This window comes from Pseudovibrio sp. Ad46 (assembly GCF_001623065.1).
GTDB lineage: Bacteria > Pseudomonadota > Alphaproteobacteria > Rhizobiales > Stappiaceae > Pseudovibrio.
Window position 1 is genome coordinate 1 of the sequence record NZ_LMCG01000049.1, and the last position, 13,096, is coordinate 13,096.

Below are 13,096 nucleotides of genomic sequence, written 5' to 3' on the forward strand. Positions count from 1 at the left end.
TAAGACAAACCTGAGATCTTCAACGTATGTTTTGCAGCAAACACAGTCGCAAAAATCGACTTAACATCATAACATGACCGTCACCCATGTCCCCGAACAAACGTCAACTATCTCTCCGGGACAAACATCGGGGGCCGGGATGACGTCGGTGGGGAGGTGAGGCGGCGAAGAGGTGAGGTGGTGGCGCTTAAACCTGTGCCGTCATCTCCTGAGTGTTTGCAACTCTTGATCGCAGCCTCGAAATAAGCACCGGAGGCACAGCTGATCAGCTGCAACAAAAGTGGGTACGCTCCAGTCAGAAAAGGGGCTCAGACTGGAGCGCGGGGGCTGCTTAGAGGAAGAAGTCGCCGTAATCAAAGCTGCTGTAATCTGAGGCCGCGTCATAGCCGCCATAATCAGCGCCATCGTAATCCATTGGATTGCCAACGCTATGGCCACCGGTATCTATAGTAATGCCAGAGCCAACGACCGTGTGACCTCCAGTATCAAGATTAACACCGGAACCAGTAACATGGTGGCCACCGGTTGTGACGGAGTTGCCGGATCCGGTAACATGGTTGCCGCCGGTGTTGATGCTGTTGCCGCCAAGGTTGCCGAAGTCAAAATCATCATATGGATTGTCATAGGAAATTGGAGCAGGGCCATCTGTGATGGTTCCACTTGGGGTCGTGATCGTGTTTCCAGTGGTGTTGACTGTGTTCCCTGGTGCAACCGAGTTGTTGCCAGATGAAATGCTGTTGGTGCCAGGATTAGGAGCACCGCCGAAATTGAAGTAATCAGGATTGAAGTTGTACCGCATATAAAATTTTCCTTTTACTTTATTAGAAATACGAAATTTAGTAATTTCGCGCTGTCCGAAAATATGAGTAAGTTAAACTTTTAAGTTTATCCTGCATATTATCGATCTAGTAAGTTGCTGTAGGAAAAAGTGACGCAATGTAGTTTTGTATGTGTCTTTTTTGAGAATATTATAGTCAAACTTGCTTCAAGCTTGTCGGAAATAAGTTGTGTTTCTAGTGGTTTATTGTTGATCTGAGTCAATAATACATAAGTGAACTTGAGACTCTTAAGTGTAGACATGCAGAACGTGTGTTTTTCCAAACACATAACTCGGCTCAACGTCGCATGCGGGGAGTGAGACAGAAAGGTATGAGGCAAGATTGCTGCGCGCTGACACACTCCCAAATTTCAAGGGCAAACCCACTCGCCAGATTTCCCATTCTTTAGCCTTCTTTTGCGAAAATTAGCGCAAAATAACAAAGAAAACTGGGGTCCCCGGTGCGGTCGCAATCTCTAAAGAGTCTGTTTGATTATCGGATTGAGGTGTTTCTCTTCAGTCAGATGATGCTTATGTTCGGCGCTTTGATCTTGCCGGGCCAGACACTGGACACGCCTGTTTTCAACGCGTTTTATAGCTTCAACATCGCAACCGGCATGCTCATCACGTTAAAAAGGAGGCAGTTTTTCAGGTTGGTCGCCGTGTTGCTTGCCTGCTCGCTGATCCTGTCGTTTCTTGACACGCCAATCTTTCCGACAATCGATCCGCTGGTCCCGCAAATTGTGATCTTCTTTGCCTTCCATGCTGTGGTGGCCGTTGTGCTGATTGATGAGATGCTCAGGACGTTTGAAGAAAACTACCGCGTGGTGCTGGGCGTGCTCAGCGGCTACATTTCAATCGGCATGGTCTCGTTCTTTCTCTTTATACTCATAGAGCACGTGCACCCGGGCTCCTTCAAAGGCCTGCCCATAGAAAATGTAGAGACCCACTCACAGGAAGAAGCCCTCATGTACGCCGCCTTCATCACGCTGATGACAATCGGCTACGGCGACATCGTTCCGCTGACACCCATCGCCCGAAAGGCCGCAATCATTGTTGGGCTGGCTGGCCAGTTCTATATGGTCGTGCTCACCGCCATCATCGTCGGCAAATTCCTCAAATACAGACAACCGAAAAAGAAGGACTGACGTGCGCTACAGCTGCAAACCCGCACCTGCGGCTTTTTCCAAAATGGCGCCCGCAGCCCTTTTAAAAAATAGCGCCTGCGGCTTTTTCCAAAATAAAGAATGAAAGCGACCCGTCTGATCCTGATTAAAGCTGAACGGGTTTCATTGGTGGTTATTAAGCGCAGCCTGTTTTAATTGCCCGGAAAAACCTGAGCCAACCGGAAGGTCGCCCATGCCAATGTTCTCCATGGACAATATGCGCAAGCTGAAGAAGTTCAGTTCTTTGGCAACCGGTAAAACCTGGAAGATGTTCATCGCCTTCAATGCAGAGGCCATGTCCGACGGCGTGATCTCCAAAAAGAACAAGCAGCTCATTTCACTGGCCGCCGCACTCACCACCCAATGCCCGTACTGTATCGAGATCCACCGCGAGAACGCCAAGGTCTGCGGCGCAACAGATGAAGAGCTCGCCGAAGTCGTCTTCATCGCCGCCGCTATCCGCGCCAGCAGCGCCATCACCCACGGCACCCACATGATAGAGCATGATGAATAACACCGCGGGCAGGGGGATAAGCCGGCCTCTGAACACCAGCGGTACCACGCGACCAGATTCATAAAAAACGCTGGTATCTCGCAAGTAACGCAAATGAACGCACAAAATAACGCAAACAAAAAAGGCTCCGGAAACCTCCGAAGCCTTTCTTAAAATCATAGAGATATGAGGTACTTAGCTCTCATCGGCAAGCATCTCCAGCTCCAGCCACTCTTCTTCAAGCGCAGCAAGGTCCTCGTGCAGCTTCCCAACAGCGGTCATCACTTTGTGAAAACGGTCCGGATTGGAGCTGAACAGGTTCGGATCCTCTAACTCCTTCTGGCCCTTAGTGATTTTCGCTTCCAGTTTTTCAATCTCACTCGGAATGTCCTTCAGGCGGTGCTGCTGAGTAAAGTTGAGGCCGGACTTCTTGGTCTCCTTCTTCGGCGCAGCAGTAGAGGACTTATCCTCCTTCGCAGCACTGGAAGCCTTGTCCGCCTTGGCAACTTTACGCGCCTGCACACCTTCACCGCGCTGGCGCACCATGTCGGTGTACCCGCCAGCATACTCACCCCAATTGCCGCTCTCATCTTCCATCGTAATGATGCTGGTGCAGATGCGGTCAAGGAAGTCACGATCATGGCTCACAAGCAGGACGGTGCCGGGATAATCAGAAATCAGCTCTTGCAACAGGTCCAGCGTTTCAAGGTCCAGATCGTTGGTCGGCTCATCAAGCACCATCAAATTGGAAGGTGCAGCCAGCGCACGCGCCAGCAGCAAACGTCCCCGTTCCCCGCCTGAAAGCACACGCACAGGGGTGCGCGCTTGTTCCGGCTTAAACAGGAAGTCCTTGAGATAACTCATAACATGCTTGGAGGTATCACCCAGAATAACCATGTCCCCGCTGCCACCCGTCATGGCATTGACGAGCGTGTCATTGGGGTCAAGCTTCTCGCGCTTCTGGTCCAGCGTGATCATCTGAAGATTGGCGCCAAGGCGGATCGTGCCCGCATCCGGTGCAAGTTCTCCGGTGAGCATCTTCAGCAAGGTGGTCTTGCCAGCCCCGTTCGGTCCCACAAAGCCAATCCGGTCCCCACGCAAAATGCGGGTGGAGAAATCCTTGACAATCGCGCGCTCTTCGTAGGTCTTGCCGATGTGCTTGGCCTCAGAGACAAGCTTGCCGGAGATATCCCCCTCAGTGGCAGCCATCTTCACGCTGCCCTGCGGTCCTTTATGCTCCTTGCGCTTCTGACGCAGGTCAGCCAGCTCCCGCACCCGCCGCATATTCCGCTTACGACGCGCAGTCACGCCATAAACCATCCAATGCTCTTCCTGCCGGATCTTCTCATTCAGCCGGGCTTGCTCTTTTTCTTCCTCTTCAAAAACCTTGTCCCGCCACTCTTCAAACTTGGCAAACCCCTGGTCCATACGGCGGGAGATACCCCTGTCGATCCAGTAGGTTACGCGGGACAGGTTCTCCAAAAAACGACGGTCATGCGAGATCAGAACAATGGCAGATTTCATCTGCTTAAGCTCAGATTCCAGCCACTCAATCACCGGAAGGTCCAGATGGTTGGTCGGTTCGTCCAGGAGCAAAATGTCCGGCTCCGGCGCCAAAGCCCGCGCAATCGCCGCCCGCTTGGCTTCTCCGCCCGAAAGCGTATCCGGATCTTCCTCACCCGTTAAGCCTAGGATTTCTAATAGGTATTTGGCCCGATATTGATCATCACCAGGAGCCAGCCCACCTTCAGCATAGGCAAGAACCGTCGCATACCCCGAAAGATCCGGCTCCTGAGGCAAATACCGGATCGTCCGCCCCGGCTGCAAAAAATACTCGCCCTTATCCGGCTCTGTTAATCCCGCAGCGATTTTCAGCAGTGTCGACTTGCCAGACCCGTTTCGACCAACTAAGCAGATCCGCTCGCCTTCCCCGACTTGCAGTTCTGCACCAGTCAGAAGAGGTGTTGTTCCAAAGTTAAGGTGTATGTCTCGCACATGAAGAAGCGGTGGTGCCATTAAGCTTGTCTTTCCAGATTCCCAAAACAGCGCATTTCAACGCTAGGAGTAGATTTGTTGGTAGTGCTCTACCACAAATGAGCCAAGGTGAAAGTTTTTTGCCGCTCCTGTGAAAAAACGGGGAGCACAAATGCCGGGCGTCATAGTGACGCGATTGCAAAAGATTCAGTAACGTAATTTGAAATAATTGTTCCAAATTTAGTCTATATTGGAAATAATGCTTCCGTAATCGTTCATAATGTAAATAAGAGATTAAAATAATCTCCGATTACGAGGAAATTTTGATCCTCCGACACTTGCTATAATAACGCAACAGTGAAATGTTGCTGCGAACTGCCAGTCTCCAAATCTGGCGGAATGTAACTTGAGGAGAGGGGAGATCTGCATGATCAAGTCCATTCGTATGTCAGCGCTAGCTGCAGCCCTAATTGCTGCTACTTCGCTATCTGCCACGGCTGAAACCGTATACAACCGTGGTAATTCCGCTGACCCAGAAACACTTGACCAGCACAAGACATCTACAACTTATGAAGCTCACATTCTGCGTGATCTTTATGAGGGTCTTGTTGCTTACAACGCGAAGGGTGAAATCATCCCCGGCGCGGCCGCAAGCTGGACTGTTTCTGACGATGGTCTGACATACACATTCAAGATGCGTGACGACGCAAAGTGGTCAAACGGCGATCCAGTTCTGGCTGGTGACTTCGTTTACTCCCTGCGCCGCATCATGAACCCAATGACCGGTGCGAAATACGCAAACGTTCTCTATCCTATCCTGAATTCCGAAGCCGTTAACAAAGGCGACATGGAAGGTGAGAAGCTCGGCGTTAAAGCAATTGATGACAAGACCCTTGAAATCAAGCTGCACGCTCCAACTCCTTACTTCATCCAGCTTCTGGCGCACCAGTCCGGTCTTCCGGTACACCCTGCATCCGTTGAAAAGTTTGGTTCTGACTTCGTAAAGCCAGCCAACATCGTAACCAACGGCGCATTTGTACTGTCCAGCTTCGTACCAAACGATGCTGTGACCGCAGTTAAGAACCCTTACTTCCATGACGCAGCAAACGTTGCTCTGGATTCAGTTAAGTTCTACCCGACTGAAGACCGTGGTGCAGCTCTTCGCCGCTTCCAGGCTGGCGAACTGGACACTAACAACGATGCCCCACTGGAGCAGATCGACTTCATTCGTGGCACTTTGGGCAATCAGTTTAAAGTCGCGCCATATCTCGGCAACTACTACTACGCGCTGAACCATGAATCTGAAGCTATGAAAGACCCTGATATTCGTCAGGCTCTGTCCATGGCAATCGACCGTGAATTCCTTGCAGAAGACATTTGGGGCGGCACTATGGTTGCTGCTTACTCCCTCGTGCCTCCTGGAATCGACAACTACGGCGAACCAGCTTACGCTCCTTGGGCAGAAACTGACCTGCTCGACCGTGAGGAAGAAGCTAAGAAGATTCTTGAGTCTAAAGGTTACAACCAGAGCAACCCTCTGAAGGTTGAAATCCGTTACAACACCTCTGAGAACCACAAGAACACTGCTGTTGCAATCGCAGACATGTGGAAGCCTCTTGGCGTTGAAGTGTCCATGTTGAACACTGACACCAAGACCCACTATGCACACCTGCGTGACCGTGGTGACTTCGATGTTGCTCGCGCAGGCTGGATCGGTGACTACTCCGACCCGCAGAACTTCCTGTTCATGACTGAAAGCGACAACACAGGCTTCAACTACGCTCGCTATGAAAACCCTGAGTACGATGCGCTCATGGATGAAGCAGCTGTAACTGTTGACCTCGAAAAGCGTGCAGCGATCCTGAAGAAAGCAGAAACGATCTTCATGCGTGATCTGCCATTCCTGCCTTTGATGTACTACGGCTCCAAAAACCTTGTTTCTGATAAGGTTTCCGGTTTCGAAACCAACCTGTTGGACGTGCATCCAAGCCGCTTCGTCAAGATTAACAAGTAATCTTTAACGCGACAGAAAATGCCAGTCATGCAGGATAGCTCATGGCTGGCATTTTTGTGAACTATCGGTAAATAAAAACGATAAACAACTGGAGAAGCAAGGCCCATGTTACGCTATGTCCTGAGCAGATTGCTCAGCGCGATACCGACCTTGTTCTTGATCATTACGATTTCCTTCTTCCTTATGCGCGTAGCGCCAGGTGGTCCGTTCGATCTGGAACGTCCATTGGAAGCAAAGGTTATGGAGAATCTGAACAAGATCTACAATTTGGACAAATCTCTTTGGGAGCAGTACCTCATTTATCTCAAGAGCGTATTGTCCGGTGATTTTGGTCCAAGTTTCTTCTTCCGAGATTTCTCGATCAATGAACTTTTCGCCCAAAGTCTTCCAATCTCCATGCAGCTCGGTCTTTCTGCACTGGCTCTTGCCCTGGCTGTTGGTGGGTTTTTGGGGGTTATCGCAGCGCTGCGCCAGAATAAAGGCGTCGACTACTCTGTGATGGCCGTTGCGACACTCGGGGTGACCATCCCGAACTTTGTTGTGGCACCAATTCTGACACTCATACTGGGTGTGCATTTTGGTTGGCTCCCTGTCGGGGGCTGGGGCGGTGGCGCCTTTGTCAACATGGTTCTGCCTGTCGTAACGCTGGCTCTTCCGCAGATTGCAGTTGTTGCCCGTTTGACCCGTGGTTCAATGATTGAAGCACTGCGTTCCAACCACGTCCGCACAGCACGCGCTTATGGCCTGTCCGGATACACCGTCGTTGTCATTCACGCTCTGCGTGGGGCAATCCTGCCGGTTGTGTCCTACCTCGGCCCTGCAGCTGCTGCATTGCTGACCGGTTCCGTCGTTATCGAAACCATCTTCGGTATCCCGGGTATTGGCCGCTACTTCGTACAAGGCGCTCTGAACCGTGACTACACACTCGTAATGGGTACTGTCGTAGTCGTCGCTTGTTTCGTCATTATCTTCAACCTCATCGTGGATCTGCTCTATGCAATGCTTGATCCTCGTGTGCGTTTTGACTGAGGACTCGAATTTATGAGTGTTACCTCCGACCAGCTGAAAGAAGCCCCGAAAATGGGCCGCTCGCTGTGGGATGACGCCCGTGATCGTCTTCTTGCAAACAAAGCAGCAGTGACCTCTCTGATCGTGCTGGCAGTGATCACACTGCTGTCCGTCGTCGGGCCAATGCTGACGCCGCACCCATACGATCAGGTTTATCGCGATTACGTGAAGCAGCCTGCGAGCCTGGAAGCTTATCCGAAGCAGGATGAGATCCAGCCAGCCTTTGCAAAAATTGCAAAGCGTGCTCGTATGACCGTCGACAGCTATGAGCTGAACGATGGCAAGGTGACTGCAACAGTAACATCCCGTCGCAAACTGGATGAGCGTTATGCACGTTACTTCGATCGTTCTGATCTGTTTGAGAGTGCTGCAATCAGCAACATTTCTTCAGATAAAAAGAGCGCGACTGTAACCGCTGACATTCAGTACATGCACTTCTACTTCGGTACGGATGCAAACGGCCGTGACATGCTCACCCGTACACTGATTGCAGGTCGTGTTTCCTTGACCATCGGTCTGCTGGCAACCTTCGTTGCAATCAGCATCGGTGTGTTCTGGGGGGCTGCCTCCGGTTACTTCGGTGGCAGGGTCGATCTGGTGATGATGCGTGTTGTAGATATCCTCTACTCACTGCCATTCATCTTCTTCGTGATCATGCTTGTTGTGTTCTTTGGCCGTAACTTCGTCCTGATGTTTATTGCCGTGGGCGCTGTTGAGTGGCTGGATATGGCGCGTATTGTGCGCGGTCAGACCTTGTCCATCAAACGCCAGGAATACGTACAGGCTGCGGAAGCTATGGGTGTTGAAGGTGGCGGTATTCTGAAGCGCCACATCATTCCAAACACACTTGGTCCGGTTGTGATCTACATGACCCTGCTGGTACCAAAAGTGATCCTGCTGGAAAGCTTCCTGTCCTTCCTGGGCCTTGGTGTTCAGGAGCCAATGACCTCTTGGGGTGTGTTGATCTCCGAAGGTGCGCGTAACCTGCAAGGTGCAGCATGGATGCTGGTGTTCCCGGCAATCTTCCTCACCTCCACATTGTTCGCGCTGAACTTCATCGGCGACGGTCTGCGCGATGCGCTGGACCCTAAGGATCGATAAGAGGACAGAATGAGCAAGATTAACGAAAACACTGTTCTTGAGATCGACACTCTTAAAGTTGATTTCGAAACCAACACCGGCATGGTTCACGCAGTAAAAGGCGTGAACATCCATGTGGACTCCGGCGAGACTGTCGCGATTGTGGGCGAGTCTGGCTCTGGTAAATCCCAGACCATGATGGCAGCCATGGGGCTTCTGGCAGGCAACGGCATCACCCATGGTGAAGTCCGTTACCGCGGCACGAACATCCTTGGGTCTTCCATTCGTCAGCTCAACAAGATCCGTGGTGCGAAAGTGACCATGATCTTCCAGGAGCCGATGACTTCTCTGGATCCGCTCTACTCCATTGAGCGCCAGCTCTGTGAGCCAATGGTTGAGCACGGTGAATACACCTGGGCAACAGCTAAAAAGCGCGCTGTAGAGCTTCTGGAGCTCGTGGGTATTCCTGAGCCTGCACGCAAAGTGAAGGCGTTCCCCTATGAGATGTCTGGCGGTCAGCGCCAGCGTGTCATGATCGCAATGGCGCTCGCAAACGATCCGGATATCCTGATCGCGGATGAGCCAACCACTGCGTTGGACGTGACCACTCAGGCTCAGATCCTTGAACTGATGGCAGATCTTCAAAAACGCCTCGGCATGGCAGTTGTGTTCATCACCCACGATCTGGCTATCGTTGAGCGCATCTCTGACCGTGTGTATGTGATGAAGTCTGGTGAAGTTGTTGAAGAGGGCAACACCAAAGAGATCTTTGGTAACCCTCAGCATGATTACACCAAGATGCTGCTGGATGCAGAGCCAACCGGTTCAAAAGCCGTTGTGCCTGACAGCAATCCGATTGTTCTGGATGCAAAGGACGTGCGCGTTGAGTTTGAAACCGAGACTGGTTTCCTCAAGCCAAACCACGTGCTGCGCGCTGTAAACGACATTTCCATGGAAGTGCGTGAAGGCCAGACACTCGGCATCGTAGGCGAGTCCGGCTCCGGCAAATCCACTCTGGGCCGTGCTGTGCTTCAGCTTCTGCCAACAGCAGGTGGCCGTGTTGTTTACCTCGGAAACGACATCACCGGTGCAGCCAAAAAGAAGATGCAGCCGCTTCGTAAAGAAATGCAGCTCATCTTCCAGGATCCGTTCGGGTCTCTGTCCCCGCGTATGACCGTGGGCCAGATCATCACCGAAGGTCTGTTGGTGCATGAGCCTCAGCTCTCAGCCAAGGAACGTGATCTGCGGGCTATCCAAGCGCTTGAAGAAGTGTCCATGGACCCAGCCATGCGCAACCGCTACCCACACGAGTTCTCTGGTGGTCAGCGTCAGCGTATCGCGATTGCACGCACCATGATCCTCAATCCAAAGCTTGTTGTGCTGGACGAACCCACCTCCGCGTTGGACCGTACCGTGCAAAAGCAGGTGGTTGAGCTTCTGCGCAACCTGCAAAAAGAGCATGGCCTGACCTATCTCTTCATCTCTCACGATCTGGCTGTGGTTCGCGCCATGTCCGATACTGTGATGGTGATGCAGAAAGGCGAAGTGGTTGAAAAGGGACTGGCAGAAGAAATCTTCTCCAACCCGAAAGAAGACTACACCAAAGAACTGCTCGAAGCTGCTGCGTTGAAGCCAGCTTGAAGCTAAGCGGTCAAAGCTTTTAAAATTGAAAACCCCGGTGCAACGCGCCGGGGTTTTTGCATGAGGCGTGAGAGGTTCACTGTCAAAGTGCACCGCATCGTTTGAACTCAAACTATCTTAACAGCTTGAGCGCTCCCACAAGTGAGCGCACCAGTTTGCTTGGACCGCAAATCCCTATCCCGTCTATCTTCTCTGTCTTCAGAGCCTGCGTGGGCACCAGAGCGTCATACTCAGCGAAAGAATGGATTGATCTGGCAAAGGCGGGAAAAACAACCAGAGTAATTTCGTCAAGGTGTGCGGAGGACTTCGTCAATAAGTTCTGCATTTGATCGATATTGGCCTGCAGGATAGGGACAGGACGATCCGCACTGCACTTGAAGGACACACCCTCACGGTCTGTTAAGGTTATTCCGGCCAGCCCGGTGTTTTCTGTTCCAATCCCAATTGATATGGCCCCGACCGTATTTGCGAGCAGACCCGTAGGTAAATCTGGGTCCGCCACAATCGCAAGCCGCAAATCCTGTTCACCTCGAAGTGGTTGTTTCTTGATTTGATTAGTAAGCATCCTTGTCTCCTTTATGGGGGACAATATCTGGACGCAGAAGAGAAGGTTGATCTATCTTACCCTAAAATGAGCTATATATAGGTAGGTACTACCTGAAAATCGCCAAAGTTAGGTATACTCTACCAATGGGAGTGCAAAATGTCTCTTGAAAGTAGCGGGCAACAAAAGAAAGCTGTTCAGCTGGATGCCGCAGATAGGAAAATCCTTCAGGTTTTGCAGAAGGAGGGACGCCTTTCAAATACTGAGCTTGCCGAAAAGGTGGGTATGTCCACCTCGCCGTGCTGGCGGCGCGTCAGACGGTTAGAGTAGGAAGGGGTGATCAGTAATTACGCCGCTCGTCTGGATCGAAAAACTCTGGGCCTTGGTGTGTTCGTTGTCGTGATGATCCAGATTGATGCGCACAATGCAGAACAGGCCGTGGAGTTTGAAAAGGCTGTGCTGAAGCTTGAGCAGGTCATTGCCTGCTACTCAGTCGGAGGGGGAGTTGATTTCGTGCTGCAAGTGGTTTGCGAAGATCTTGATGCGTATGCCGAATTCTCGATGAACATCCTACGGCGCCTTCCGGGCATTAAAGCTATGGAAAGCAACTTTGTGCTCAAGGAGCTAAAGCCGCTCACGGGCTGGCCTGTTTGACTGACATGCCAACCCATTTTTTCACATCTTCGCGGCAGGGAAGGAGAATTAAATCCCCGCTCGCTCCAAAACGCTGATCCAGTTCTTATGCGCGATCTTGGCGATCAGGTCCTCACCAAAGTCTGCTTTGCGGAAGGCTTCGATCAGGTTTGGCAAACCAGCCACATCCTTGATGTCGTTGGCAACCAGACAGCCGTCGTAGTCTGACCCAAGCGCAACTCCATCTTCACCCAGTTTGTTGATCAGATAGTCCGCATGGCGCAAGATCACGTCTAAAGGCATGTCAGAGTTCAGCTGACCATCAGGACGCAGGAAGAAGACCGCAAAGTTGATACCCACCAGTCCTTTAGATTCAGCAATCGCATCCAGTTGCTTATCTGTCAGGTTCCGGCTCATCGGACAGATCTTGAACACGTTGGAATGGCTCGCCACGATCGGCTTGTCGGTGATCTTGGCCAGATCCCAAAAGCCTTTCTCATTCAAGTGAGACACGTCCAGCTGGATCTTACGGTGATTACACTGGCGCACCAGCTCTTTACCCACATCAGTAAGACCTGGGCCAATGTCTGGGCTATGCTCAAACTCCATCGGCACGCCATATCCGAAGATGGTCTCACGGCTCCAAACAGGACCGATAGAGCGCAAACCGCGATTATACAGCAGCTCTAGCGCTTCAAAGTCCTTATCGATGCACTCGGCGCCTTCAACATGCAGCATCATCGCCAGTTGCTCAGCTGCCATTGCCTCCTTGATTGCAACAGTTGAACGGCAGATCTTCACCTCACCATTCCCCTTGGCTTCAAGGTCCTCTGCAATATCAAGAAGCTTCAGAGTATAATCCAGCGCTTCCTGTTGGGACACGCCTTTGAAATGCTCAGGGCTTTTGAAGTCAACCTCTTTACCTTCCTTCGGTTTGGCTCGCACAGAAGGGGTAAACATGGCAAACAGCCCACCAGCAAAACCGCCTTTGCGGGCGCGTGGCAGATCGATGTGATCGTGACCAGCCTCCTCAAAGAAACTGCGTTCCTTGGGAGTATTCGACCGACGCTCCAACGAGAGCAGCGTATCGTTATGGCCGTCAAAAACCGGAACCAGGTTGGAGGCAGTATCTGTCATGAAGAACTCCGAAAATGAAAAATGCTATGAGAAAAACCAAATGTGAAAAGCAAAAGGGATCTACGCAAAGCCCAAGGCCACTGGCACAAAGCTAGGTCACATTGGCGGAATTTGAAACTACACTGTTAAATATTAAACCCTTAAAATCAATAGGATCAGCGGATATTTCTGGATGGTTTTATGAGGGAACAGCGCAATGGCGACAGTGATCAGAAGCTCTGACTTTACGGCAGACAAAGCCTGGGGTGCACAGCAGATTGCCAACATGAATGGCATTACCACACGGCTGCATTGGACGGATCAGCCCTACAAGTGGCATGTGAATGAGGGGGTGGAAGTGTTTGTCGTACTGTCTGGATGCGTCGAGATGAAGTATCGCCAAAACGGCGAGGAACTTTCCGCTCTATTGAACTCAGGCGATATTTTCTATGCTTCAATCGGCACTGAACATATAGCACAGCCCCAAGGTGAGGCGCGTGTGCTGGTCGTTGAGACTGAGGGCAGTGTCTGATACCAGGCGATTTGGGGA

11 protein-coding genes and 1 pseudogene are annotated in these 13,096 nt (G+C 51.4%); 8 read left to right on the forward strand and 4 right to left on the reverse strand.

Features of this window, described 5'->3' with window-relative positions:
- Nucleotides 1-331: 331 nt before the first annotated feature.
- Nucleotides 332-799, reverse strand: a complete 468-nt coding sequence (locus PsAD46_RS13170; RefSeq protein WP_063307105.1) for a hypothetical protein — start codon at nt 797-799, stop codon at nt 332-334.
- 479 nt (nt 800-1,278) lie between these two features.
- On the opposite strand from PsAD46_RS13170, the gene PsAD46_RS13175 reads away from it, so the two are divergent.
- Complete coding sequence (locus PsAD46_RS13175; protein ID WP_208981836.1) at nt 1,279-1,965, forward strand: potassium channel family protein; 687 nt, start codon at nt 1,279-1,281, stop codon at nt 1,963-1,965.
- Between the two features lie 211 nt (nt 1,966-2,176).
- Entirely contained in the window at nt 2,177-2,497 is a 321-nt protein-coding gene (locus tag PsAD46_RS13180; protein ID WP_057462788.1) for a carboxymuconolactone decarboxylase family protein, read from the forward strand.
- Nucleotides 2,498-2,671: 174 nt separating this feature from the next.
- On the opposite strand, the gene PsAD46_RS13185 is transcribed toward PsAD46_RS13180, so the two are convergent.
- A complete protein-coding gene (locus tag PsAD46_RS13185) occupies nt 2,672-4,492 on the reverse strand; it encodes an ABC-F family ATP-binding cassette domain-containing protein (protein WP_063307106.1) in 1,821 nt (606 codons plus the stop codon).
- Between the two features lie 385 nt (nt 4,493-4,877).
- Here PsAD46_RS13185 and PsAD46_RS13190 point away from each other — a divergent pair, with 385 nt between their 5' ends.
- The 4 genes from PsAD46_RS13190 to PsAD46_RS13205 all read left to right on the forward strand — a co-directional run bounded on the left by PsAD46_RS13190 (nt 4,878) and on the right by PsAD46_RS13205 (nt 10,253).
- Nucleotides 4,878-6,464 carry a peptide ABC transporter substrate-binding protein gene (locus tag PsAD46_RS13190; RefSeq protein ID WP_063288129.1) on the forward strand — a complete coding sequence of 529 codons (1,587 nt, stop codon included), beginning with the start codon at nt 4,878-4,880 and terminating at the stop codon, nt 6,462-6,464.
- Nucleotides 6,465-6,569: 105 nt separating this feature from the next.
- Nucleotides 6,570-7,493 (forward strand): oligopeptide ABC transporter permease OppB, encoded by a 924-nt coding sequence (gene oppB / locus PsAD46_RS13195; protein WP_057462785.1) that lies wholly within the window; start codon nt 6,570-6,572, stop codon nt 7,491-7,493.
- 12 nt (nt 7,494-7,505) lie between these two features.
- Nucleotides 7,506-8,633, forward strand: coding sequence for an ABC transporter permease subunit (locus PsAD46_RS13200; RefSeq protein WP_057462784.1), 1,128 nt, complete (start codon nt 7,506-7,508; stop codon nt 8,631-8,633).
- Between the two features lie 9 nt (nt 8,634-8,642).
- Complete coding sequence (locus tag PsAD46_RS13205) at nt 8,643-10,253, forward strand: ABC transporter ATP-binding protein (protein ID WP_063307107.1); 1,611 nt, start codon at nt 8,643-8,645, stop codon at nt 10,251-10,253.
- A 112-nt stretch (nt 10,254-10,365) separates the two neighbouring features.
- Here the strand turns inward: PsAD46_RS13205 and PsAD46_RS13210 are convergent, their stop codons facing one another.
- A complete protein-coding gene (locus PsAD46_RS13210; protein WP_063307108.1) occupies nt 10,366-10,818 on the reverse strand; it encodes a DUF2000 domain-containing protein in 453 nt (150 codons plus the stop codon).
- A gap of 138 nt (nt 10,819-10,956) precedes the next feature.
- Between PsAD46_RS13210 and PsAD46_RS13215 the strand changes: the two are divergent.
- Nucleotides 10,957-11,451, forward strand: a pseudogene (locus PsAD46_RS13215) (Lrp/AsnC family transcriptional regulator).
- Nucleotides 11,452-11,499: 48 nt separating this feature from the next.
- On the opposite strand, the gene PsAD46_RS13220 reads toward PsAD46_RS13215, so the two are convergent.
- A complete protein-coding gene (locus PsAD46_RS13220) occupies nt 11,500-12,567 on the reverse strand; it encodes a dipeptidase (protein WP_063293274.1) in 1,068 nt (355 codons plus the stop codon).
- Nucleotides 12,568-12,763: 196 nt separating this feature from the next.
- Here PsAD46_RS13220 and PsAD46_RS13225 point away from each other — a divergent pair, with 196 nt between their 5' ends.
- Nucleotides 12,764-13,078: a hypothetical protein gene (locus tag PsAD46_RS13225; protein WP_063307109.1), complete on the forward strand. Its 315-nt coding sequence runs from the start codon at nt 12,764-12,766 to the stop codon at nt 13,076-13,078.
- Nucleotides 13,079-13,096: the final 18 nt, after the last annotated feature.

Excerpts from the sequence above, each read along its gene's own strand:
- PsAD46_RS13180 (WP_057462788.1), top strand. The coding sequence starts at position 2,177 with ATGCCAATGTTCTCCATGGACAATATGCGCAAGCTGAAGAAGTTCAGT.
- oppB (WP_057462785.1), top strand. The coding sequence starts at position 6,570 with ATGTTACGCTATGTCCTGAGCAGATTGCTCAGCGCGATACCGACCTTG.
- PsAD46_RS13185 (WP_063307106.1), bottom strand. The coding sequence starts at position 4,492 with ATGGCACCACCGCTTCTTCATGTGCGAGACATACACCTTAACTTTGGA.
- PsAD46_RS13210 (WP_063307108.1), bottom strand. The coding sequence starts at position 10,818 with ATGCTTACTAATCAAATCAAGAAACAACCACTTCGAGGTGAACAGGAT.
- PsAD46_RS13220 (WP_063293274.1), bottom strand. The coding sequence starts at position 12,567 with ATGACAGATACTGCCTCCAACCTGGTTCCGGTTTTTGACGGCCATAAC.
- PsAD46_RS13170 (WP_063307105.1), bottom strand. The coding sequence starts at position 799 with ATGCGGTACAACTTCAATCCTGATTACTTCAATTTCGGCGGTGCTCCT.
- PsAD46_RS13190 (WP_063288129.1), top strand. The coding sequence starts at position 4,878 with ATGATCAAGTCCATTCGTATGTCAGCGCTAGCTGCAGCCCTAATTGCT.
- PsAD46_RS13200 (WP_057462784.1), top strand. The coding sequence starts at position 7,506 with ATGAGTGTTACCTCCGACCAGCTGAAAGAAGCCCCGAAAATGGGCCGC.
- PsAD46_RS13205 (WP_063307107.1), top strand. The coding sequence starts at position 8,643 with ATGAGCAAGATTAACGAAAACACTGTTCTTGAGATCGACACTCTTAAA.
- PsAD46_RS13225 (WP_063307109.1), top strand. The coding sequence starts at position 12,764 with ATGGCGACAGTGATCAGAAGCTCTGACTTTACGGCAGACAAAGCCTGG.